General features: G+C 39.6%; 22 protein-coding genes. 20 read left to right on the forward strand and 2 right to left on the reverse strand.

Annotation, left to right across the window (positions count from 1 at the left end; genetic code table 11):
* Window positions 1-315 precede the first annotated feature (315 nt).
* Window positions 316-675: an ASCH domain-containing protein gene (locus JOD18_RS06190; protein ID WP_204668064.1), complete on the reverse strand. Its 360-nt coding sequence runs from the start codon at window positions 673-675 to the stop codon at window positions 316-318.
* 418 nt (window positions 676-1,093) lie between these two features.
* On the opposite strand from JOD18_RS06190, the gene JOD18_RS06195 reads away from it, so the two are divergent.
* The 16 genes from JOD18_RS06195 (at window position 1,094) to JOD18_RS06270 (ending at window position 16,174) form a co-directional block, all read left to right on the forward strand.
* Window positions 1,094-2,695, forward strand: a complete 1,602-nt coding sequence (locus JOD18_RS06195; protein ID WP_204668103.1) for a xylulokinase — start codon at window positions 1,094-1,096, stop codon at window positions 2,693-2,695.
* A 309-nt stretch (window positions 2,696-3,004) separates the two neighbouring features.
* The gene (locus JOD18_RS06200; protein WP_204668065.1) at window positions 3,005-5,134 is read left to right on the forward strand and encodes a BglG family transcription antiterminator; all 2,130 of its coding nucleotides are present in this window, start codon (window positions 3,005-3,007) and stop codon (window positions 5,132-5,134) included.
* A gap of 111 nt (window positions 5,135-5,245) precedes the next feature.
* Window positions 5,246-5,719 (forward strand): PTS sugar transporter subunit IIA, encoded by a 474-nt coding sequence (locus JOD18_RS06205; RefSeq protein ID WP_204668066.1) that lies wholly within the window; start codon window positions 5,246-5,248, stop codon window positions 5,717-5,719.
* Window positions 5,720-5,757: 38 nt separating this feature from the next.
* Window positions 5,758-7,134: a PTS galactitol transporter subunit IIC gene (locus JOD18_RS06210; protein WP_204668067.1), complete on the forward strand. Its 1,377-nt coding sequence runs from the start codon at window positions 5,758-5,760 to the stop codon at window positions 7,132-7,134.
* Between the two features lie 18 nt (window positions 7,135-7,152).
* Complete coding sequence (locus JOD18_RS06215; RefSeq protein WP_239587951.1) at window positions 7,153-7,434, forward strand: PTS sugar transporter subunit IIB; 282 nt, start codon at window positions 7,153-7,155, stop codon at window positions 7,432-7,434.
* Between the two features lie 64 nt (window positions 7,435-7,498).
* Window positions 7,499-7,948, forward strand: coding sequence for a hypothetical protein (locus JOD18_RS06220; protein WP_204668069.1), 450 nt, complete (start codon window positions 7,499-7,501; stop codon window positions 7,946-7,948).
* 8 nt (window positions 7,949-7,956) lie between these two features.
* Window positions 7,957-8,994 (forward strand): alcohol dehydrogenase catalytic domain-containing protein, encoded by a 1,038-nt coding sequence (locus JOD18_RS06225; protein ID WP_204668070.1) that lies wholly within the window; start codon window positions 7,957-7,959, stop codon window positions 8,992-8,994.
* Window positions 8,995-8,998: 4 nt separating this feature from the next.
* Window positions 8,999-9,649 (forward strand): SDR family oxidoreductase, encoded by a 651-nt coding sequence (locus JOD18_RS06230; RefSeq protein WP_204668071.1) that lies wholly within the window; start codon window positions 8,999-9,001, stop codon window positions 9,647-9,649.
* A 15-nt stretch (window positions 9,650-9,664) separates the two neighbouring features.
* On the forward strand, window positions 9,665-10,417 hold the full coding sequence (locus JOD18_RS06235; RefSeq protein WP_204668072.1) for an SDR family NAD(P)-dependent oxidoreductase: 753 nt from the start codon (window positions 9,665-9,667) through the stop codon (window positions 10,415-10,417).
* 19 nt (window positions 10,418-10,436) lie between these two features.
* Window positions 10,437-10,712, forward strand: coding sequence for a PTS sugar transporter subunit IIB (locus JOD18_RS06240; RefSeq protein ID WP_204668073.1), 276 nt, complete (start codon window positions 10,437-10,439; stop codon window positions 10,710-10,712).
* A gap of 503 nt (window positions 10,713-11,215) precedes the next feature.
* Window positions 11,216-12,484, forward strand: coding sequence for an NAD(P)H-dependent oxidoreductase (locus JOD18_RS06245; RefSeq protein ID WP_204668074.1), 1,269 nt, complete (start codon window positions 11,216-11,218; stop codon window positions 12,482-12,484).
* 31 nt (window positions 12,485-12,515) lie between these two features.
* Window positions 12,516-13,457 (forward strand): sugar-binding transcriptional regulator, encoded by a 942-nt coding sequence (locus JOD18_RS06250; protein ID WP_204668075.1) that lies wholly within the window; start codon window positions 12,516-12,518, stop codon window positions 13,455-13,457.
* Between the two features lie 80 nt (window positions 13,458-13,537).
* Window positions 13,538-13,927 carry a transcriptional regulator GutM gene (locus tag JOD18_RS06255; protein WP_204668076.1) on the forward strand — a complete coding sequence of 130 codons (390 nt, stop codon included), beginning with the start codon at window positions 13,538-13,540 and terminating at the stop codon, window positions 13,925-13,927.
* Between the two features lie 3 nt (window positions 13,928-13,930).
* A complete protein-coding gene (gene srlA / locus JOD18_RS06260; protein WP_204668077.1) occupies window positions 13,931-14,458 on the forward strand; it encodes a PTS glucitol/sorbitol transporter subunit IIC in 528 nt (175 codons plus the stop codon).
* A gap of 26 nt (window positions 14,459-14,484) precedes the next feature.
* A complete protein-coding gene (srlE, locus tag JOD18_RS06265; RefSeq protein WP_204668078.1) occupies window positions 14,485-15,501 on the forward strand; it encodes a PTS glucitol/sorbitol transporter subunit IIB in 1,017 nt (338 codons plus the stop codon).
* A gap of 310 nt (window positions 15,502-15,811) precedes the next feature.
* A complete protein-coding gene (locus JOD18_RS06270) occupies window positions 15,812-16,174 on the forward strand; it encodes a PTS glucitol/sorbitol transporter subunit IIA (protein ID WP_204668079.1) in 363 nt (120 codons plus the stop codon).
* 646 nt (window positions 16,175-16,820) lie between these two features.
* Here JOD18_RS06270 and JOD18_RS06275 read toward each other — a convergent pair.
* Window positions 16,821-17,771 (reverse strand): sugar-binding transcriptional regulator, encoded by a 951-nt coding sequence (locus JOD18_RS06275; RefSeq protein WP_204668080.1) that lies wholly within the window; start codon window positions 17,769-17,771, stop codon window positions 16,821-16,823.
* A 222-nt stretch (window positions 17,772-17,993) separates the two neighbouring features.
* On the opposite strand from JOD18_RS06275, the gene JOD18_RS06280 reads away from it, so the two are divergent.
* The 4 genes from JOD18_RS06280 to lpdA all read left to right on the forward strand — a co-directional run bounded on the left by JOD18_RS06280 (window position 17,994) and on the right by lpdA (window position 22,847).
* Window positions 17,994-18,950, forward strand: coding sequence for a thiamine pyrophosphate-dependent dehydrogenase E1 component subunit alpha (locus JOD18_RS06280; protein WP_204668104.1), 957 nt, complete (start codon window positions 17,994-17,996; stop codon window positions 18,948-18,950).
* Window positions 18,951-19,106: 156 nt separating this feature from the next.
* Window positions 19,107-20,096: an alpha-ketoacid dehydrogenase subunit beta gene (locus tag JOD18_RS06285; protein WP_204668081.1), complete on the forward strand. Its 990-nt coding sequence runs from the start codon at window positions 19,107-19,109 to the stop codon at window positions 20,094-20,096.
* 29 nt (window positions 20,097-20,125) lie between these two features.
* Window positions 20,126-21,451 carry a dihydrolipoamide acetyltransferase family protein gene (locus JOD18_RS06290; RefSeq protein ID WP_204668082.1) on the forward strand — a complete coding sequence of 442 codons (1,326 nt, stop codon included), beginning with the start codon at window positions 20,126-20,128 and terminating at the stop codon, window positions 21,449-21,451.
* A gap of 13 nt (window positions 21,452-21,464) precedes the next feature.
* Window positions 21,465-22,847, forward strand: coding sequence for a dihydrolipoyl dehydrogenase (gene lpdA, locus JOD18_RS06295; RefSeq protein WP_420827783.1), 1,383 nt, complete (start codon window positions 21,465-21,467; stop codon window positions 22,845-22,847).
* The last annotated feature ends 133 nt before the right edge of the window (window positions 22,848-22,980 follow it).

Consider the following 22,980-nt stretch of genomic DNA (forward strand, 5'->3'; position numbering starts at 1 on the left):
TGAAGTTTGTTCTTCTATTATAGATAAAGAACAACGATATGTAGAATCAGATCAGACTAGCACACTTGATAAGAGTCTCTGCCCGCCAGCAGGGGATAGAAAATCCTCACTGAAAGAAGTCTTACTATACTATTATATACGTTTTCAATTCCTTTTGGGTTCCATTTTTGTGAAAAAACAGATTGTTAGATAGAAAGATTCATTTAAAACTAAAACTGTATCATAAAGGAAACAATTAGACCTCTTGTTTTATGATAAAAATGGATGGCTGCTTCGGATGTAAAAGTAGTAGAAAGAAACAAAGAAAACCTCCAATTAAATGGAGGTTTCCTGTTGGGGAGAAAGAGCACGAAACTCATGCACCCAGACTCTCATCGTTGGCAGCCATGGCATACCTGGATGGAGAGATAGAATAGCTTCCTTATAGTCTTCTAAGCTGTCGAATCCTTCTGTGCGTGCGTGATCATCTGTCAGTTCGCCAAGTTTTTGCTGGTATACATTATCTATAACAAATTGCTTATTTTCTAAGGTCATAATTTCACCAATGTCTGCATAACGTCCATTTCGTCGAGTTGCTGTCTTTTTTCCTGCTAAGACTTTCTCCACATCTGCTGGAAGGGTCACCAGTCTTTCGATGGTGCATGTCTTAGGAGGGAGTGATAATTGATCAGTCATACGGATTCCCTGCCTTTCTGCCTAGTTTTATCATCAACTATTCTATTATAACGTTAATACTAGAAAACAGACAATTGGAAAAGCCTCATATGGTACACTATAATCATAGAAAAGTGAAAAAAATTTGAACTCTCTTAACATGTACGGACATTTTTGGATTTGACGTTAATTAGCTTAAAATGTTATGATGACTATGGATTAGAAATCATATTTTTATATGTATTTCGATTGTTTCTTCATATTTGTTCGTATAAATTTTGTAAAGGGTTTCAGTTGGAGGTGTGTGCGTATAGGAGAGGTGGATGAAGGCCGCCTTATTTGCAACTACAACATATACTTGATAACACAACTGATTGAAAAAGGCGTAGAATAGACAGTTTGCAACGTAATTAATTATATTTTGATGGAGGATAGGATGATGGACAACCAAATCAAACAAGTGATTCAGGATGGTAATACAGTCTTAGGGATCGAACTGGGGTCTACCCGGATTAAAGCCGTTTTAATTGGAGCTGATAACCAATCCATTGCTACGGGAAGTCATGAGTGGGAGAACAGCTATGTCAACAATATATGGACCTATAGTATCGATGAGGTGTGGAAAGGTGTTCAGGATAGTTATCGCAACATGGCTGCAGAAGTAAAAGAAAAATACGGACTTCCATTGAAAAAAATAGGAGCAATCGGTTTTAGCGGCATGATGCATGGTTATCTTGTGTTTGATCAGCAGGATCAGCTGCTTGTGCCATTTCGTACATGGAGAAATAATATTACCGAACAAGCAGCGACCGAATTAACGGAACAATTTAATTACAATATTCCACAGCGTTTTAGCATTGCTCATTTATATCAAGCAATCTTACAGCAGGAGAATCATGTGGAAGATATTCACTTTATGACGACCTTAGCAGGATATGTACATTGGAAGCTTACCGGTAAAAAGGTGTTGGGTGTAGGAGAGGCATCTGGTGTATTTCCAATTGATCTACATACCAAAAGTTTTAATCAGCAGTTTATTGATAAGTTTAATGAGTTAATTGCCCCTAAACGTCTGCCTTGGAAATTGAATGAGATTATTCCGGAAGTGATGGTAGCTGGACAAGAGGCAGGAGTATTAACAGAAGAAGGTGCTAAATTATTGGATGTGAGTGGTGAGCTGCAGGCAGGTATTCCATTCTGCCCGCCAGAAGGGGATGCAGGAACTGGTATGGTAGCTACCAATAGTGTTGCTCAGCGAACGGGAAATGTTTCAGCAGGTACATCTGCCTTTGCTATGGTAGTATTGGAACAAGAGTTGTCAAAGGTCCATCCAGAGATTGATTTAGTGACTACACCGTCAGGGAGTTTAGTTGCCATGGCTCATTCTAATAATTGTACATCTGACTTGAATGCCTGGGTTGGTTTATTTGGTGAATTTGCGAAGGCAGCAGGGATGAAAGATCTGGATAGTGATACTTTATATCAGACATTGTTCCATCAAGCACTTCATGCCGACGCTGATGGCGGTGGGTTGTTATCCTATGGTTACCTTTCTGGCGAACATGTCACTCACTTTGAAGAAGGACGCCCATTATTTGTCCGCAGTTCAGAAAGCAGCTTTAACTTAGCCAATTTTATGCGGACCCATCTTATGACAGCATTTGGTGCCATGAAGATTGGTTTGGATATTTTGTTCAAAGAAGAGAAGGTTGCATTAGATGAGATGTTAGGGCATGGAGGTATCTTCAAAACAGAAGGGGTGGCCCAGCATATTCTGGCAGCGGCTTGTAATGTGCCAACCTCTGTAATGGAAACGGCTGGAGAAGGAGGGGCATGGGGGATCGCCTTGTTAGGTTCTTATATGATTCATAAAGAAGAACAGGAAACATTGGAAGCATATTTGCAAAATAAAGTATTTGATCGTCAAGAAGTTCATACGATCTCTCCAGATCCTGATGATGTAGCAGGATTCGAGAAATTTATGGAACGCTATAAAGCTGGCTTGGAAATTGAACGGGCGGCCGTTCAGCAGTTAAAGTAATAGAATGATAGAGTAGGATGAAGCTGTGGTAAAATGCAATTTTTGCATTTTACCACAGCTTTTTGTATGTTAGATAATTCCATTTATTGATTTTTACAAATGTTCCGTAATAATACATAAGGAATATAGTGGTTTCTCTCTGTTAATATAGTGTTGAAAATTAGGTTAAACCCTATTTTTAATGCCATTTTATAACTTTTTTATTAGAGCACATTCATGTACAATAATGATACAAAAACTTGTGGTGAAAATGTGTTAATAAGGAACAAAAGTTATGATACATTATAAATAAGCAAAGGAGAATATTCTATGCAACTAGATACAAGAAGTCGTCTTATTTTGCAAACATTGTTGAGTAATCCTTTTATTACGAGCATGGAATTGACAACTACACTACAAATTTCTAAACGACAGCTGACTTATTCGCTAAGCAAAATTAATGAATATTTAAAAATGAAAGGGTTTCCAACAATTAAAAGGAATAAACAAGGGCTTTTCCTCATCCCTGATAAATTATTTATTCAACAGCAATATGAATCTAAACTGGCAGAATCAGAAAGGGATTTCTTTACTGAAGAGCAAAGAATTTTACTTATCCTTTTAATGACGCTGACTTCTGAGGAAGAATTATCATTGGTGCATTTCTCTTCTTCATTAAAGGTCAGTAAAAATACTATTTTAAAGGATCTAAAGAGAGTGAAAGAATATGCTCAGTCGTTTGAGGTTAACTATATGTATAACAGGGCAGACGGTTATATAGTGACGGGTGATGAATATACGATTCGCAAGCTGTTGATAACGATTGTTCGAGAATGTATGGATAGGAAAAACGGGGATGAGTTTATGCGCCAATATGGTCAAATAAAGGAGGAGGATATTACTGATTTTGCCGAGCGCTTGATGAAGGTAGAAAACAGGCTGCAGTTAAAATTTACTGATGATAGAATGGCCATTATGCCTTATATTATTGCGTGCATTTTGCAACGTGTGCGGTTAGGTCATTCGATTGAACATTTTCATCTGCGCTATGAAGAAATTGCAGATACAAAAGAATATCTAGCTACTGAAGAGCTGTTCACAGACTATAAAAGCATTTCAACAGATGAACGGTTATATATCGCACTTCATCTGCTCTCCACTACATTACATTCTTCTAAGTATGTGGATGAGGATGTGCTGCCTCAAATTAAAGAAACGATTAAGCAATTCTTAATTAATTTTGAACGTAAAGCCTGTGTTGTGTTACAGGATAAGGAACAGTTAATCAGCAAATTATTATTGCATGCAACACCGGCATATTACCGCATTAAGTATCGCTTAAGTGAATTGAACCAGGTGGATACGTCGATTAGTAAGGATTTTAAAGAGTTGCATTATTTGGTAAAAGAAACACTGACTCCTTTTGCGAAACTATTCGACCATTCCATCCCGGAAAACGAAATCATTTACTTTAGTATTTTGCTAGGTGGATGGTTATCAAAACAAGGAGATAACATCACTGAGAAAATTAAGGCAATTGTTGTTTGTCCGCATGGGACATCCATTTCTCGAATGTTGATGAACACATTAGAGCATTTATTTCCCGATTTCATCTTTCTTGGTGCCGTATCACTTCGAGAATTCTATGAATATAGCCAGGATTATCACATTGTTTTTACCAATGTACCGTTGGAAACAGTCAAACGTCAGTATATTATTAACAAGTTTCCGACTAGCACGGAATGGCAGAAACTCCAGAACATCGTAATCAATGATTTGTATGGTTATACACCACAGAGCTTAGAAGTGGAAGCAATGATCGCCATTATTGAAAAAAATGCAGCTATTTATGATCGGGAGAAATTGAAAAAAGAATTAACCGATTATCTGCAAGGGGCTGACACTAAACCCAAACGCTCATGGCATCCAGATAAACTAGATTTGGCTCAAATGATGGGGGAGAATCAAGTTCAATTTGTAAACCAAGTCAAAGATTGGCAAGAGGCTATTTGGACAGCAGCACGGCCGTTAATTGACAATCAAATCATTCAACCGGCATATGCGGAAGCGGTTATTCAGGACTATAACTTTGCAAGTGAATATTTATTTATTGGGGAGAAAACGGTTATTCCTCATACCGACCCTGCACATGGTGCTCTAAAAGTAGGTATGAGTTTCTTGATCATAAAACAAGGAGTGAAATTCTCTGCAAATAAAAAGGCTTATCTTATTGTTCTGTTATCTGCCTTAGACCGTGAGCAGCATTTGCGCGCCTTATTGCAGTTAACAGATATAGCACAAGACAGTCAGCAAATTAATCAAGTAATTGCCGCCACTTCTCAGCAGCAGTTACAGGAGTTAATCCAACAATTGACTAAGCAGGGAGAAAAAAATAGGGAACCATTTGATTCAGGTGAAACGCCCGTAAGTCGCGCTTCGATTGGTAAGAATGTCAAATGAGTGAGAACGGGCGCCGATACCCTAATTAATCTCGCTATCCAACGGTGGGAAATAAAGATAACCCTAACTGATGGCAGTCTCGTTTTATATTAGGATGGAGGAATGTAAGTTATGAATTTCGACGCTTTCTTTCAAGAAGAGCTTATCTTTTTTCTTGATGTCTCATCGCAAGAAAAGCTGTTTCAACAAATGTTTGATCGTATGCATCGATTAGGGTATGTGAAAGATTCCTATTTACGAGCTTTGAGTGAACGGGAAGAAATATATCCAACAGGATTGCAGACAGAGCAGGCAGGAGTAGCTATTCCGCATACAGATTCTATTCATGTAAATAAGGAGTCAATTGGTGTAGCTGTTCTGGATCAGCCGGTCACCTTTACTCATATGGGTATGCATGATCAGACAGTAGAGGCAAGTATCATTTTTATGCTGGCTATTCAAAAGCCTGATCGCCAATTAGGAGTCTTACAAGTGATTACAGGTTTGATCCAGAATAAACAATTACTTCAAGGTATTCAGCAAGCAGATAATGCAAAAGAAGTACTAACCATTATTCAAAGATTTAGTCAAGAACAAAATGTGTAGTCTTATCATGAAAAATAATACGATAAAGGGTGAGAGCAATGTTTCAATCGGCAATTGATTTTATTTTAGATTTAGGCCCATCTGTTATGTTACCTATTATTATGATTATCTTTGGTCTGCTTCTGAAACAAGGTTTTAATAAATCTTTTCGAGCCGGTATCACAATAGGGATTGGTTTTGTTGGTATTAACCTCGTCATCAATTTGCTGACCACATCGTTAAGTCCAGCAACAGAGGCAATGGTCGAGCGATTTAACTTGAATTTATCAATTTTAGATGTGGGCTGGCCTGTAGGGGCAGCAATCTCATTTGGTACATCTTTAGCACCAGTGATGATTCCTGTTATTATTATCTTTAATCTTATTCTTGTGGCATTAAATTGGACGAAGACGATTAACGTAGATATCTGGAATTTCTGGCACTTAATTTTTTCGACTTCTTTAGTTTATATTGCAACAAATAATGTCTTCTTATCGATTGCGATTGGTCTTGTTGTAACAGGGATTACCTTGAAGCTGGCGGATTGGACAGCACCTGCCGTAGAGCACCATTTTGGTTTGAAGGGAGTGTCATTGGCACACTCGGAGACAGTGAATTTTGCTCCGATTACTTATGCATTAAATAAAGTGCAGGATAAGATTCCTGGTTTAAATAAATTGCATGCTGACCCTGAGACACTTCGTAAACGGTTTGGTGTGTTTGGAGAACCATTAGTAATGGGGCTTGTATTGGGGATTTTAATCGGGATCTTAGGGGAATACAATTTGCAAGGTATTTTAACACTTGGTATTCAAATGTCTGCCGTACTTATTCTATTACCTAGAATGGTGTCCTTGTTAATGGAAGGGTTGATTCCTATTTCAGAAGGAACAAGGGACTTTGTCACGAAGCGTTTTCCAGGGAAAGAAGTATATATTGGATTAGACGCAGCTGTTGTAATTGGTAACCCTGCTAATATGGCAGTAGCTCTATTGATGGTGCCGATCACGCTAATCTTGGCGGTTATCTTACCTTGGAATGAAATGCTACCGTTTGCTGATCTAGCTGTATTGCCATTTACCGTAGTTTGGGCAGTAGCTGCTTCTAGAGGGAATATTATCCGAGGGTTAATTAATGCGATTGTGACAGTTATGATTGTATTATTTATTGCTACTAATATTGCAGAATTAACCACAAGGATGGGAGAAACGGTTGGTTTTGATATGCCAGCTTCCTCCAGCTTAATTTCAGGTATTGATGTTGGTTCACACATCCTTGTATTCATTTTGTATAATCTACTGGATCCAAGCAGTCCATTATTTATTACTGCTATTGTCTTTGGTATTATATACGCCCTGTTGTGGTATTGGGTGCGCAATGATATTAAGAAGCAGTATGCAGATGAATTAGGAATAGATAAAAAAACATTAAAATAAAGAAAGGTGGAAATGAATATGAAAAGAATTTTAGTAGCATGTGGTACAGCTATTGCAACGTCAACAGTAGTAGCGAAGAAAATAGAGGAAGTCTTAGGGAACAAAGGTCATAAAGTGCATGTGGATCAATGTAAAGCAGCAGAGGCACCTTCCAAGGCAGCTGATTTTGATCTGATTGTAACGACCACTCCAGTCAGCGGAACAGGAGATACACCGGTTATTCAAACGGTTTCCTTTTTATCGGGAATTGGTATTGATCAAGACATTGAAAAGATAATGGATATTTTAGGATTAGAATAACAAGCCAGCCTGTCTATTTCCATAAATGGGCAGGCTGAATTTTAAAAAAAGAAAGCAGGTGTGTATGATGAAGCATTATCAATATGATACCACTTCATTTATAATGACAGTTCTTCTGCCTGTATTGGTTATGGCTGGGCTGTTCATCTGGGGTATATATTTATTACTTTCTGGTGAGCAGCCAGCATTTGCTCAATTATTAGTGTATGGAAGTGCGATTTTATTATTTTTTAGTATCATAGGCATCCATACACCAAGCTGGATTAAATTAGATGATGAAAAAATCGTCGTACATGCCTTTTTTGTTACACATACATTCTATTGGAAAGATTTATCATTTGTTCAACTAAGGGTGTATGATAAGGTGGGAAAGCTGTATATCCGCTTGGGAACAAATAAAATAGTTGGCGGCCGTTATTGGGTTTCCAGTGATATAGAAGAATATGAAGGTTTGTTTGAAAATCTAAAGGAAAAAAGTTTCGTAGAAAGGAAAGTCTCTAGTGTAAAGAGGTGAAGGAGAAAATGAAAAAAAGCGTCTATTATGATAGAGGGCACTTTGAAATGGAACCTATGGAAAAATTTGTGATAGAAGAAGGAGAAGTCTTAATTAAGATGAATGTGTGTGGGCTCTGCGGCACAGATATTCATAAGGCCATTGACAAAACCGTCCAACCGCCAATTACATTAGGTCATGAGATTGCAGGAGAAATTATTGAGGTAGGTGCTGGTGTTACCGAATTTCATGTGGGAGATCGGATATTTGTGGCTCATCATGTGCCTTGTTTTACCTGCACGTATTGTAAGCGGGGACATTATTCACTTTGTCCTCAGTTCAAAGCAACCAATGTCGATCCAGGCGGTTTCTCTGAGTATATTCGTGTGCCGGCATTACATGTAAAACATACAATGGGTAAATTACCGGATGATATAAGTGACGAGGCAGGGGCGATGGTTGAACCATTGGCCTGTTGTTTACATGGGTTTGATCTTATCTCGATGAAACCTGGTGATCAGGTATTAATCCTCGGCTCTGGACAAATCGGCTGTCTCCAAGTGCAGCTGGCTAATCATTTTTTAGCAGATCAGGTAATAGTCAGTGATGTTAATCCTTATCGATTGGAGAAGGCAAAGGAAGTAGGAGCCAGCCACACTATTCATGCAAATGAAACAGATGTATTGGAAAAGGTAGCTGAACTGACAAATGGTCACGGAGCAGACATTGTGATTATTTCAGCAGGAGTCAGCCATTTATTAGAGCAAGCAATGCATTGTGTGGCCCGTGGAGGTACGGTGTTAGTCTTTGCCCCATTTGCCAAAATGGACACAACTATTCCTGCCTATCGCTTTTTTGAAGATGAGATTTCTATTGTTGGTGCTTACTCTTCTACACCTTATAACTATACAACTGCTTTAGAATTATTAAAAAAAGGTGTGATTGATATGGAGAAGATGGTGACACATCGCTTCCCATTATCTAGATTAGGAGAAGCGATTGAACTAGCACATGATACAACCAAAGAGGTACTAAAAGTATTGATTGTTCCAGATGAAAGCAGGTAATCTAATGAACATATTATTATTTGATGCCAATCATTGTATAGCGGAAGCCCTTACCCAATCGTTTCAAAGTGTTTATATGCTTGAGTTTACTGATCGGTTAAAAGGGCAGGGAAAGTTATGCCAATATAAGTCAGGTCAACGGCAGGAATCATTGCTTACATTTGATTTGCTGGAGGATGAGGCGGCTTCGATTGCTGCTTGGCTAGACCAGCATGATGTGAGACTAGAAGCAATGGTTAATAACTTAGAACAAGTGACAGATAAATCTCTGTTAGAGACGTCGTTAGTTCAGTGGCAAGAGTCTTTGCTGATCAATTTGCACTTTCCTTTTTTGTTGGTGAAGGCGTTAGTTCCCTATCTTTCTGAGCGAGGACAGTGTATTCATTTATCCTCTACCATGGCAGTCAGTGGTGAATCGGGTGCTGTTAATTATGCCAGTCATAAAAGTGCTTTAGAGTCATTTAGCAAAAGCTTGTCAAGAGAATGTAGCGAACGGCAGATTCGCTCAAATGTCATTAGTGTATCACCTAGGTGCTGGAAGGAAACAAATGGGGTACAGCAAGTGAGTCAGATGATATACCAAATGTGTTATAATCCAGCCAGTTTCTTAAATGGACAAGTAATTACCTTTGACAATGGAGAAACATTATCATGACAGGAGGGAAGGTGTATGGTGGCAGAACCATCGGTAGTATTGATTGTCGGCGGTGCGGCTGGAATTGGAAAGGCGGCAGCAGAGGATCGCTTAAAAAAAGGAGATAAAGTGGTTTTCACAGATATTAATGAAGCTGTTGGCAAGCAATTAATGGAACAATGGCAAGCTCAGGGGTATTCAGCAACCTTTATCCAGCAAAATGTGACCTCATGGACAGATACAGAGAAGGTAGCGGCAAAGACCATTGACATGTATGGTCGAATTGATATCTTGATCGTTTCAGCAGGGGTGACCTCACAGCAGCGACTGGAGGATATCACATATAAGCAGTGGTGTTTTACTCTGGATGTTAATCTGACGGGTTTATTTTATAGTTTAAAAGCAGTAATACCAGAAATGATCAGAAATGGCGGTGGAAATATTGTAATTGTTGGATCAGGTTCTGCAATCACCGGTTCGGGTGGAGGTATCCATTATGCAACTTCCAAGGGCGGCGCATTTGGTTTGATGCGGGCTGTTGCTGATCAATTTAGTGATCAGGGTATTCATATCAATCTTGTGGCACCCAGGGTGATTGCAACAGAAATGCTGGATGTGCTGTACCCCACAGAAGAAGCCAGAGAAGAACTGCGGCAAAAAATTCCCATTAAACAACTAGGTACATTAGAGGATACAACAAATGCGATTAATTTTTTAGCGAGCGAGGCTTCGCGTTATATGCAAGCACAGGTTATGTTAATAGATGGCGGAAGAACATATTTAACTTAAGATAAAGGGAGAGATAAGCATGGCTAAGGTATTAGTAGCTACAGGTACTTCGCAGAATAAAATGAATAAGGTTGTCGATATATTGCAATCAGGATTGGCTGCTAAGGGTGTAACGGCAGAAATTGTAGCCGAGAATATTTATGAAACAAATGTAGAAGAGGTGAATCCAGATGTCATCGTACTCGTAGGTGTTAACAAACTTGAAACAGATATTCCTACGATTGATGGTGTGCCGTTTATCACAGGGGTTGGAACGGATGGTGTGATCGATCAAGTGATTGCACATATTTCTTAACACGTATTTAACAGAAACTCTCTTTGGTTTGGCAAACTGTCTGCCAGAGAGATTTTTTTATGGTTCGCACCAACGCTGCTTTAACATAAGAATGATTGGAGTCTGTCCTTAAGGATATCATTTAGTCCCATCTTTGCCACGAATAAATGTGAAGTAAATCACAATAACTATTGATGCCAATAAAAATAAAAACCATCGATCAAAAAGCAGTAGAAACCCCTTTCCGCAAATGCAAGAGAGGTGTTTTTTCTGATGAGATGGAAAGAAAAAAATATTTAAATGATCTTCAAACATGAGAAAAGAATCAAAGCTGCATGATCAATCGTTTTTTTAAATTGGCTTATTTCATGTAGGAAATAAATTTTAAAAAAAGCTTGACTTGAAAACGCTTAATTTATATAATATCGACAAACGTTAACAAATGATAAAACCCGTAACAAATGTTACAAGTCGCTGATTGAAGCAAAAAGTATCAAAATATATCAATCTAGGAGGATTTTAATATGTCTGTTTATCGCCAATTATTAGTAAGGGAAAAAGAACATGCACCAATCAAAGTAGGAATTATCGGTGCGGGTCAAATGGGGTATGGTCTGATTGCTCAAATTTCACGTATTCCCGGTATGGTAGTAGGAGGAATTTGTGATGTGAATAAAGATAATGCAGAACGGGCAAGGGATTTTTATCAATCTGTAGAAAAAAATGCTGTGAAGACGGTAGTGTCTTCTGATTATCGTGAAGTTATTCAATCTGATTTGGTAGAGGTGATCGTAGACGCAACAGGAGTTCCTGAGGTTGGGGCAAATATTTCCTTAGAAGCCTTGCGGTCCAAAAAACATCTCGTGCTGCTTAATGTGGAAGTAGATATTACAATCGGTTCAGCTATGCACTCTTTGTTTGATTCAGCAGGTTTAGTTTATACCGGTTCGGCGGGAGATGAACCAGCAGCTATTGTAGAATTATATGACTTTGCAAAAACGATGGGATTAGAAGTAGTGGTGGCAGGTAAAGGGAAAAACAATCCACTAATCCCAACAGCTAACCCTGATACCTGTGCAGCAGAAGCAAAACAGAAGAAGATGAGTGCTCATATGCTGGCGGCCTTCCAAGATGGCACAAAGACAATGGCCGAAATGAATCTTTTAAGCAATGCTATTGGTTTGATTCCAGACAAAGTAGGCATGCATGGAATAGACGCCAACTTGGACAATGTGGCAGATAAATTGAACTTGAAAGAAAATGGGGGTGTCTTGAATCAATTAGGGGTTGTAGACTATGTGAATGGTTTGGCGCCAGGTGTATTCGTTATTGTAAAGAGTGAATTAGAGCCTGTGGATGAAGAATTACGCTACTTATTGAAAGTGGACCAAAGTCATGGGAATCATTATACACTCTATCGGCCGTATCACTTAGCAAGTTTAGAAACACCTATAACAATTGCTAATGCAGTGATGAACCATGAAACATCGATTCATCCCCTAGGAGCGCCAATTTCCGAAACAGTTACTGTTGCCAAAAAAGATATCGCAGCAGGAGAGCGATTGGATGGTATTGGAGGGTATTGTGTGAGAGGAGTATTGGAAACACATCAAGAGATGGAACAAAATGGTCATATCCCAATCGGTTTGATTAGCGGGAATGTCGTAGCCAAAAGGCACATTAAGGAAGGCCAATTTTTAACAGAAGATGATATAGAACTAGATCCAACAACCACGGTTTGGAAATTACGTTCACTGCAAGATCATTTGTTTCCGACACAAGGTAAGGAATAAATATAACAAACTATAATATAGGATGATCATGATGGCAAGTTTAGAAGATAGACGTTTATTAGCTAAAATAGCAAAACTTTATTATGAAGAAGAGGCCACTCAATCTGAAATTGCTAAGGTATTTGGTGTAAGCAGATCGTTAATTTCTAAATATCTCACAAAGGCGAGAGAACTTGGGATAGTAGAAATTACGATAAATGATCAGGACAGCCATCCTTTTATGGAGATGGAGGATACACTGGAGAAGCAATACGGGTTACGGGAAGTAATTATTATTCCTTCGGTGGATAGCGACATATTAAAGCAGAAGCTGGGTGCGGCAACCAGCAAGTATTTGCTGCGTTTAATTAAGGGGAAGGAAATCATTGGAGTGTCTTCTGGTACTACACTTAATGAAGTAGTCAAGCTGACAGAATCAAATCGTAAGTTTCCGGAGGTGCTTTTTGTCCCGCTTGTCGGCGGCTCTGGCAACGAACGGATGGATATTCATTCTAATCATATTGTCGCTCAGTTTGCTATGAATTTAAGTACAGGCTATCGGTTGCTACATGCTCCGGTAATGGTGGATTCGAGTGAAGCAAAAGAGATTATTATCAATCAATCGGAGATACGCAAGATTTTTGATATGGGAAGTCGGGCAGATATTGCCATCGTAGGTATTGGTGGCTCCCCAGCGCATTCAACGATGGTAAAAACCTATTTTGATCAAGAGGAAGGCGATTTCGGGGATGCGATTGGCGATATCTGCTATAACTTTATCAATGAACATGGACATACTGCTAATCATGAATGGAATAAACGGGTTATCTCATTAAATCTCGATAAATTAAAGCAAATACCTTCCGTAATCGGAGTAGCTGGCGGAGCAGAGAAGGTAACCGCTATTCATGCAGCCTTAAAAGGGAAATTAGTCGATGTTCTCATTACAGATGAAGAAACAGCCGCTCAAATCATTGATTTATCATCATCTTAATCATCTGTCGCCTAGGAAGCATGCCAGTCCAGCGTTCATTACTGGAATGTTCAAAATAATGGAGAAAGGGAGACGGTAAAATGTGGGGTGTGTTGATTGCTGTTTTTGTTGGGATTTGGATACTGCAATTATATTTGTCATGGGGACAGGTTAAGCATTATCAGAAAACAGTAAGGAAAATGAGTGATAGATCCTCGGGATACTTGGGGACTGGTTCTATGAAACGAAAATTAGGAATTGGCAATGTAGTGATTATCGTTGCGGATGAGTCAGGGAAAATCATCGACAGCAAAGTGATGAAAGGGGTCACCGTATTTGCTAAGTTTACAGAGTTTCATGAATTAAAGGACAGGTATATCCAAGATATTGAACCAAATCAGTTCGACGATGTTTCGCTTTCGATAAAAGCAGCCATCGAGAATATTCAAGCACAAATGGAAAAGAATTTACTAGAGCATAAGGAGGCGTAATTAATGGACTTTTTAGTAAAATTGGCAGAAGGTTTTATTGGGATGTTCAATGAAGGCGGAGAAACCTTTATGGGGTTGTTTACTGGTATTGTTCCAACGTTACTCGTGTTGATTACCTTTGTAAACGCTGTTATTAGAATGGTTGGTGAGGAACGAATTTTTAAGTTAGCGCAAAAGACTACCAAATTTAGTGTGTTACGTTATTCTATTTTCCCTGTATTAGCTGTGTTTTTCTTGACTAATCCAATGGCTTATACATTTGGGAAATTCTTACCTGAAGAACAGAAGCCGGCATTCTATGATTCAGCGGTATCCTTTGTTCATCCGATTACCGGATTATTCCCACATGCCAATCCAGCAGAATTATTTGTTTATATGGGAGTGGCAGCCGGTATTACAGAGTTAGGATTATCGTTAGGCCCTTTGGCTATGCGATTTTTCTTAGTGGGTATCATTGTTATTTTACTTCGAGGGCTTGTTACAGAATATATAACGAAGCGCATGATTAAACGTCGTGAAGCGAATGCGTAAGCACAACAATTAGGAGGTGAAACAGGATGAGTGAATATAAAGCGGTAAAAGTATCAAAAGGTCCAAATGGCTGGGGCGGTCCATTAGTGATTCATCCAACAGATAAGAAGAAATATGTTGTTTCTGTAACAGGTGGAGGAATTCACCCTGTAGCGGAGAAGATTGCTGAGATGACTGGTGCAACAGCGATTGATGGTTTTACATCAAAGGTAGAGAATGACGAGATGGTTTGTGCTGTTATTGACTGCGGAGGAACAGCAAGGTGCGGTGTTTATCCGAAGATGAATGTATTAACGATTAATTTAACTGCTACACCACCATCTGGTCCGCTTATGCAATTTATCAAGGAACATAATTTTGTTTCGGGGGTAAAAGAAAAAAATATTGAATTTGCAGAAGGCGAAGCCCCAACAAGTACTGCTGCAACAGCGACAGAAGGGAAATCAGCTCAAGAGCTGAAAACAGAAGCACGGCAAAAAGTTGCAGAAATGAATCAAGGCAAGACAAAGAAGAAGGCAAATATCCTAGAGCGGATCGGCCGTTTCATGGGTGGCGTTGTCAATATCTTTTATCAGGCTGGCCGGGAAACTGTGGAACAAGTTATTAAGAATATTCTGCCGTTTATGGCGTTTGTCAGTTGTTTGATCGGTATTATCACTTATACTGGAATTGGTGATTTAATTGCGAATGTCATTTCTCCATTAGCAGGCAATATTGTCGGATTGCTGATTGTATCTATCATTTGTGCTATTCCTATCTTATCTCCAGTTTTAGGACCAGGAGCCGTTATTTCTCAGGTTGTTGGTGTCTTAGTTGGGGTAGAGATTGGCCGGGGAAATATTCCGCCTAGTTTAGCATTGCCCGCATTATTTGCCATCAATCCGCAAGCTGGATGTGACTTTGTTCCAGTAGGACTGACCTTGGGAGAAGCGAAACCTGAGACAATTGAGGTAGGGGTGCCTGCTGTGCTTATTTCCCGTCAATTTACGGGACCGATTGCTGTAGTAATTGCTTATATATGTAGTTTTGGCTTATATTCGTAAAAGGATACTTTATATAAGAGGTTGTTCAAAAAGCCCAATAAAAATGACACATCGAATGTCGGAGTTGGCAGTAGAGGAACTTCTACTAAGATCACCCACATCGTGTGGGTAACGCAGAAGTCAACACTTCCTGTGCAAGTCCGCTACTCACGTATTAAAAGCATACGTTCCGTTCCTTGGAAAAGAAGATCTCCTTTCCGGCGTGCAAGATCGTTTGTTCAAAGACTACGCCGCCTTGAACTTCTTGATCTTTTTTATCGTCCTTTTTGAACACACACTATAATGGAAACAAATAAGGGAGTGGGCACACATGTCTGTAATTTATCAATCAAAAATAGTTGAAATCGGGGCAAGCTGTCAAGAAATGTTGGAGGCAGGAATGTTGATTATATTCCACGAGAATGTACCTGCCGAGTTAAAAGATATAGCTGCTGTACATCAAGAAAATAATTGGCATGGAGAGGTACATGTCGGGGATAAAGTGTATTTGGGTGAACAAGTATATACTGTTAAAAAAGTAGGAAATAAAGTGAATGAAACACTGCATGCCCTTGGACATTGTACCATTAAATTTGAAGATGATGGTACAGATCTTCCAGGTAATTTAGAAGTAGAGGGTGCCACCCTGCCAATCTTGGAAGAAGGCAAGATAATTAAGTTTGAAAGTAAATAATATCGTATTCGTACAGAAGCATTAATCAAAAAAAGCTGTTGCTGCATATTGTAACAGCTTTTTTTGTATGATGGGCAATTCTTTTGATTATTGCTAGTGATGGGAACGAACATAAGACAACTTTTTTTAGCTATCTACAATAAGATGCCAGGGTCATCTTATCTTTTCAAGCCCACATAAGCCGCCTTTTAATACCAAGGTTATTCCAACCTGTTCATACTATGATTCTAGCTGCTGAAGCCGATTTAAAAGAACAACTTCTTAAAACCTCAACAGCTAAGACTATTCTCAACATTTGATGAAAAGTCCACTTTGGAACTTGAAGAGGTCGGGTAGGCATAGAGGGGTTAACAGGAATGGTTATTTTGACGGCTTGACTATTTGAAAAGAATAAGTCATTCACTTAAAAGGAGGGACTGTTGCACCATATAATTTCCATTGTGCAACAGTCCCTTTTTGACGCAGTAAGAATGAACATAAAAATAAGGATCAGGTAACCCCGATTTATTTTCAGATTACTTCCTTTAAGCATTCTATCCGGGGAAATAGGACAGCATTAACATCAAAGTACTTTTCACCTTTATCCCTATAATTGCTGAAGAGACTTTATGATCCACTATCCCCAGTATCCAATCTATTCCTAAATTCAGTCGCTGTCATGCAGCAATTCAGTAGCTGTCTGTTCATCCAGCACTAATACATTAATATAATCACCCTGCAGGGCTGCCAAGACACTTTCTGCCTTGTGTGAGCCAGACACTACGCCAATTACCTTTTTTATATTGCGTAATTGTTCCAGTGAAATGCCAATTACTTTTTTATGGAAAGAACTATCCACATGATTGCCGTTACGGTCAAAGAAACGAAATCCCATATCCCCGACAATCCCTAATTGACGAAGCTGTTCCAAGTCATTCTGGTTTAAGTAGCCGATCTCCTCTAATGTTGACTGGACATAAGGATTAGACATTCCGACTAGGGCAATATCAACTGTAGTAGCCTCTTGCAGGACTTCTTTGATATCATTCATTTTCATTAAGCGTTCACGTAATTCAGTTGTTTCCGTCATTGCGGGCGCATAGAGGTAAGAACACGTTCCGCCTACCTTTTTGGCTAGTTCATAAGCTAATTGATTCGAGTGGATTTCCACTTGTTTTCGGCCCATACCTCCTTCTAAGGGGAAAATCGTGACATTCTCCTTCATTTCGTATGGGTATTCCTGAACAAGGGCAGACATAGTCGTCCCCCATGAAATCCCAATCTTGGTAGCGTGTTTAATATTCTTTGAGAGGTAGTATGCACCTGCTTGTGCAACAGATCGTTTCACTATATCTGGTGTCTGTCCAGAGATAGGTACGACAACAACGTCTTCTAATCCAAACCTATCTTCCAGTTTTTTTTCTAAGTTGACGGTATGTACTGTTTCATCTTTAATGAAAATTTCAATAATCTTGTGTTCGCGTGCTTTCTGCAATGATTTGGAGATGACAGGTCTTGACACGCCAAGCTTCTTAGCAATCTGTTCCTGCGTCCAGCCATCACTATAATAAAGGTTAGCTATCTTCACTAATGAACGTCTTTCTTCCCAACTCAGCAATTTTCCCATCCTTTCAAATAAACTATCCTATTACAAATGATTATGATAAAAATCTTCTAAGGTTAAGTGTACTATAGATCAAAAATTATTCAAGAAGTTTCAAGTGATCATAAGAATTAACTTGACGTAGCAACCAAAAGATTATACACTACTTACAAAGGTAACATATAAGAACAAATGTAAATAGGAGGCTGAAAAATAGTGAATTTAAAGGTCCCAGAGATGATAACAGAAGAGAAATTAGTCATGCTGTACAAACAAATGTGGTCGATTCGTTTTTTTGAAGAGAAAGTAGATGAATTCTTTGCTAAAGGAATGATCCATGGTACTACTCACCTGGCGGTTGGGCAAGAAGCCTCTGCTGCAGGTGCATGTGCAGTCTTGGAAGAACGAGATATGATTACCAGCACCCATCGTGGTCATGGACATTGTATTGCAAAGGGAGCAGAAGTAAATGGAATGATGGCAGAGCTCTTTGGCCGTACAACTGGTTATTGTAAAGGCAAGGGAGGTTCCATGCATATTGCTGATGTAGATAAAGGCAACTTAGGAGCTAATGGAATTGTTGGCGGAGGTATCCCGCTAGCTGTAGGGGCTGCTCTTACTTCCAACATGAAAAATAAAGGATATGTGGTACTTTGTTTCTTTGGTGATGGTGCCTCCAATGAAGGAAGTTTTCATGAAGCGGTTAACTTGGCGTCTGTATGGAATTTGCCAGTCGTGTTTATCTGTGAGAATAATCAATATGGTATGTCAGGATCTGTCAAAGAGATGGTGAATATTGAACATATAGCTGATAGAGCATCCTCTTATGGTATTCCCGGTTTATCAATTGATGGAAACGATATCATGGAAGTGATGAATACGGTGGATGAAGCCGTTAAACATGCGCGTGGTGGAAATGGTCCTACATTGATTGAAGCTAAAACCTATCGCTGGAAAGGTCATTCCAAGAGTGACGCCAAAAAATATCGAACACGTGAAGAAGAGAAAGAATGGCGTGACAAAGACCCTATCGCAAGATTAAAAGAACAGTTAATAGCAGAAGGGATTTTAACGGAGGCGAAAGCCCGTCAACTGCGCGATGAAGCAAAGCGGGAGATCGAAGATTCAGTGGAATATGCGAAGAACAGTCCTGAACCAAGTTTGGATACATTAATGGAAGATATTTATGCATAAAGACAGATTTTGATCAGCTGGAAGTTTTGGCCCTGCTGGCTGATAAATAGTGAAAAAATAGGTGGTGACTCTCGATTCAATTTTGTTCTAAGCTTTTCTTACTGTTTGAAGCGAGGGTTGTAGATATGGAATCGATGACGATAGGGAGGATTACAGATGCGCGAAATAACTTATTTAGAAGCAGTTAGAGAAGCAATGACACAAGTGATGCAGGAAGATAATGATGTCTTTATCTTAGGTGAAGATATAGGAGTTTATGGTGGTGCCTTTGGGGTAACAAGAGGAATGATTGAGGAATTTGGCCCAGAGCGGATACGTAATACACCTATTTCTGAATCAGGTATTGCAGGAGCAGCCATCGGCAGTGCATTAACCGGAATGAGGCCTATTTTGGAATTGCAATTTTCTGATTTTATTACGATTGCGATGGATCAAATTGTCAATCAGGCAGCTAAATTACGCTATATGTATGGCGGTAAGGCACAAGTGCCAATGGTATTGCGCACTCCATCAGGATCTGGAACAGGGGCAGCTGCACAGCATTCGCAAAGCTTAGAGGCATGGGTAGCACATGTCCCCGGCCTGAAGGTGGTTCAGCCAGCCACGGCCTATGATGTTAAAGGCTTGCTTAAAGCAGCTATTGAAGATAATAACCCCGTTATTTTTTATGAACATAAATTACTGTATAAAACGAAAGGGGAGGTTCCTGAAGAACCTTATTCTATCCCATTAGGGAAAGCAGATGTGAAACGAGAGGGAACAGATGTAACGATTGTGGCAACAGCCATTATGGTGCATAAAGCCTTAGAAGCAGCCGGAAAATTAGCAGAAGAAGGAATTGAGGTTGAAGTAATTGATCCGCGTACACTGGTACCGTTAGATTTAGAGACTATTATTTCGTCTGTGAAAAAGACGAGCCGTTTAATTGTTGTTCATGAGGCAGTTAAGCGCGGTGGTTATGGCGGAGAGATTGCCAGTTCTATAGCAGAGAGTGAAGCATTCGATTATTTGGATGCACCGATCAAACGTCTGGGTGGAAAGGAAGTTCCAATTCCGTATAATCCAGAACTAGAGAAAGCAGCCGTACCTCAAACAGAGGATATTATCAAAGCAGTCAAAGAGACATTAAATAAAAAAATAGGCTAATGAGGTTTACAGGAAAGGAGGAGAGTTAATTGGCTAAAGCAATTTTTATGCCGAAATTGAGCAGTACGATGGAAGTTGGAACCCTGCTTCAATGGTTTAAAGAAGAAGGAGATGCGGTTGAAGTAGGTGAGGCGTTATTTGAAATTATGACTGACAAAATCAATATTGAAGTGGAAGCTTATGAAGAAGGCATTTTATTAAAGCGCTATTATCAAGAAGATGCCGAAGTGCCGGTGAATCATGTAATAGGATATATTGGCGAATCCGGTGAGCAAGTCCCAGATACACCGCCAGGTGACGCAGATGCAGATCCATCAACTGCTGGCACTTCCGAATCTCAGCAAGAGGAGATTGTTGAGCAGGACGAAATGCCAGTCAAATCAGTGGAGGCAGGGCAAAAAGTACGGGCTACGCCAGCTGCTCGCAGATTGGCAAGTGAGGCAGATATGGATTTAACTGTGATAACTGGCTCTGGTCCATCTGGACGAATACATGCCACTGATGTAGAAAAAGCCAAACAACAGACACCTAAAGCGACACCGCTTGCAAAGAAAATAGCGAATGATCAAGGGCTTGAACTAACTTCGATAGAAGGTTCAGGACCACATGGGAAAATATATAGAAAAGATTTGGAGACTGGACAAACAGAAACACTTGAAACGACAGAGACAAAACGAGTCAAGCTGGAAGGAATCGCCAAAGTAGTAGCTCAACGTATGCAAGAGAGTGCCCAAACTGTGCCACATGTTACGATCCATACAGAAATAGATATGTCAGAAGTGATCGCTATGCGTCAATCGCTCTTACCTATTATTGAAAAACAAACGGGATATCGTGTCTCCTTTACCGAAATCATTGTAAAGGCCGTAGCACATACATTAGGAAAGCATCCGATCATTAATGCCTCTTTAGAGGGTAATGAAATTGTTTTCCATGACCAAATCAATATTGGCTTAGCTGTTGCTGTTGATAATGGTCTGCTCGTACCTGTGATTCATCAGGCAGATCAGAAAGGTTTAGCCGCTTTAACAGCAGATAGTAAGACACTTGCTAAGCAAGCGCGTGAAGGTCAGTTAAAACCAGCCTCTATGTCTGGCGGGACGTTTACGATCAGTAATCTAGGTATGTATGCAGTAGATACCTTTAATCCAATTATTAATCAGCCGGAATCAGCCATTTTAGGGGTAGGACGTATTAATGAGAAGCCTGTAGGAGTATATGGCGACATACAATTGCGTCCTATGATGGGATTGAGTCTATCGTTTGATCACCGTATCATTAATGGTGCGCCAGCAGCTGCCTTTATTACCGACTTGAAATCTGTATTAGAACAACCATTTGAATTATTAGTCTAAGGGGTCGATTATAGTGAAGAAATATGATATAGCGATTATTGGAAGTGGTCCTGGTGGTTATGTATCTGCTATTCGAGCGAGCAAATCCGGCAAAAAAGTAGCAATCATTGAGGCAGATTTTCTCGGCGGTACTTGTCTGAATAGGGGGTGTATTCCTTCTAAGACATTACTAAGACATGCAGAAGTAATTGAGAATATCAAAGCGGCACGTGAATGGGGCATTGAAACAGGGGAATTAACTTTTTCCTTTGCGAAGATGATGGAACGGAAGAATGGCGTCACGCAACAATTAAGGAACGGAATAGAGTTCTTAATGAAAAAGGGAAAAATTGATGTGCTGCACGGTGTGGGTGAGGTAGTTTCTGAAACAATTATTACAGTACGCTCTGAACAGGAAGAACAAACAATCGAGGCAGAACATATTATAATTGCGACAGGCTCTACACCAGTTGTTCCGCCAATAGAAGGTATAGATTCGATTGAGTATTATACGAGTGATACTATTTTTGATTTGCAAGAAATTCCTGATTCGATCGTCATTGTTGGTGGAGGAATTATTGGAGTAGAATTTGCTTGTATTTTTGCCAGTCTAGGTGTAGATGTCAAAGTTATTGAGATGTTTGATCGTATCATTACTACAGAAGATCCAGAAGTATCTAAGCATTTAGCAAAAGAGCTGGTGGCAAAAGGAGTTAAGATTTATACCAGTGCACAGGTAACTCAGTTTACAAATAATAGTCAAAAGATAATGACGACGATCAAACAAGCCAATGGGGAACTTGAGAAACTGTCTGCTGAGGCAGTGTTATTATCGGTTGGAAGAAAACCAAATACTGCTGCGGTTGAGAAACTCCATCTTTCCATGAATAAGGGCTTTATCGATGTGAACGACTATATGCAGACAAATGTTCCATCTATCTATGCGATTGGTGATGTTATAGGAGGCTATCAGCTGGCGCATGTGTCTAGTGCAGAGGGATTGATTGCAGCAGGTCATATTGCTGGAGAGAAGCAGAAGATTGATTACCGGACAGTACCACGTTGTGTTTATACCAATCCTGAAATAGCTAGTGTTGGGTTGTCTGAACAACAATTAAAGGAGAAGGGGATGCAGTATAAAGCAGAAACCGTGAACTTGAGCAGTAATGGCAAAGCACTTGCTTCTGCGGAGAGCAGCGGTTTTGTAAAATTATTAGCTGATCCGAAATATGGGGAAATACTAGGTGCCACATTAGTTGGTCCACATGTAACAGAAATGATTGGCGAGCCAGCTGCCTTTATTCATCTGGAAGGGACTGTGGATGAATTAGCTACGATGATCCATGCCCATCCATCTGTTTCAGAATCTATTTATGAGGCCGGTGCCTCATGGCTGGGTAAAGGGATTCATAATTAATATTATTTATCCATGAATCTGAGATGAAAGACTGTTAGGTTCGGATGTTAAAAGGAAAGCAAACGGTTCAGATAAGCGTTCGTTTGTGAGAAAAGAGTCGGGGGCGGGCCAGTTTTATGGTTTTGTCCCTTGT

Source organism: Gracilibacillus alcaliphilus (assembly GCF_016909015.1).
Lineage (GTDB): Bacteria > Bacillota > Bacilli > Bacillales > Amphibacillaceae > Gracilibacillus > Gracilibacillus alcaliphilus.

Bases quoted from the DNA above. Each gene is read 5' to 3' on its own strand.
- JOD18_RS06190 (WP_204668064.1), bottom strand. From the start codon at position 675: ATGACTGATCAATTATCACTCCCTCCTAAGACATGCACCATCGAAAGA.
- JOD18_RS06195 (WP_204668103.1), top strand. From the start codon at position 1,094: ATGGACAACCAAATCAAACAAGTGATTCAGGATGGTAATACAGTCTTA.
- JOD18_RS06200 (WP_204668065.1), top strand. From the start codon at position 3,005: ATGCAACTAGATACAAGAAGTCGTCTTATTTTGCAAACATTGTTGAGT.
- JOD18_RS06205 (WP_204668066.1), top strand. From the start codon at position 5,246: ATGAATTTCGACGCTTTCTTTCAAGAAGAGCTTATCTTTTTTCTTGAT.
- JOD18_RS06210 (WP_204668067.1), top strand. From the start codon at position 5,758: ATGTTTCAATCGGCAATTGATTTTATTTTAGATTTAGGCCCATCTGTT.
- JOD18_RS06215 (WP_239587951.1), top strand. From the start codon at position 7,153: ATGAAAAGAATTTTAGTAGCATGTGGTACAGCTATTGCAACGTCAACA.
- JOD18_RS06220 (WP_204668069.1), top strand. From the start codon at position 7,499: ATGATGAAGCATTATCAATATGATACCACTTCATTTATAATGACAGTT.
- JOD18_RS06225 (WP_204668070.1), top strand. From the start codon at position 7,957: ATGAAAAAAAGCGTCTATTATGATAGAGGGCACTTTGAAATGGAACCT.
- JOD18_RS06230 (WP_204668071.1), top strand. From the start codon at position 8,999: ATGAACATATTATTATTTGATGCCAATCATTGTATAGCGGAAGCCCTT.
- JOD18_RS06235 (WP_204668072.1), top strand. From the start codon at position 9,665: ATGGTGGCAGAACCATCGGTAGTATTGATTGTCGGCGGTGCGGCTGGA.
- JOD18_RS06240 (WP_204668073.1), top strand. From the start codon at position 10,437: ATGGCTAAGGTATTAGTAGCTACAGGTACTTCGCAGAATAAAATGAAT.
- JOD18_RS06245 (WP_204668074.1), top strand. From the start codon at position 11,216: ATGTCTGTTTATCGCCAATTATTAGTAAGGGAAAAAGAACATGCACCA.
- JOD18_RS06250 (WP_204668075.1), top strand. From the start codon at position 12,516: ATGGCAAGTTTAGAAGATAGACGTTTATTAGCTAAAATAGCAAAACTT.
- JOD18_RS06255 (WP_204668076.1), top strand. From the start codon at position 13,538: ATGTGGGGTGTGTTGATTGCTGTTTTTGTTGGGATTTGGATACTGCAA.
- srlA (WP_204668077.1), top strand. From the start codon at position 13,931: ATGGACTTTTTAGTAAAATTGGCAGAAGGTTTTATTGGGATGTTCAAT.
- srlE (WP_204668078.1), top strand. From the start codon at position 14,485: ATGAGTGAATATAAAGCGGTAAAAGTATCAAAAGGTCCAAATGGCTGG.
- JOD18_RS06270 (WP_204668079.1), top strand. From the start codon at position 15,812: ATGTCTGTAATTTATCAATCAAAAATAGTTGAAATCGGGGCAAGCTGT.
- JOD18_RS06280 (WP_204668104.1), top strand. From the start codon at position 17,994: ATGATAACAGAAGAGAAATTAGTCATGCTGTACAAACAAATGTGGTCG.
- JOD18_RS06285 (WP_204668081.1), top strand. From the start codon at position 19,107: ATGCGCGAAATAACTTATTTAGAAGCAGTTAGAGAAGCAATGACACAA.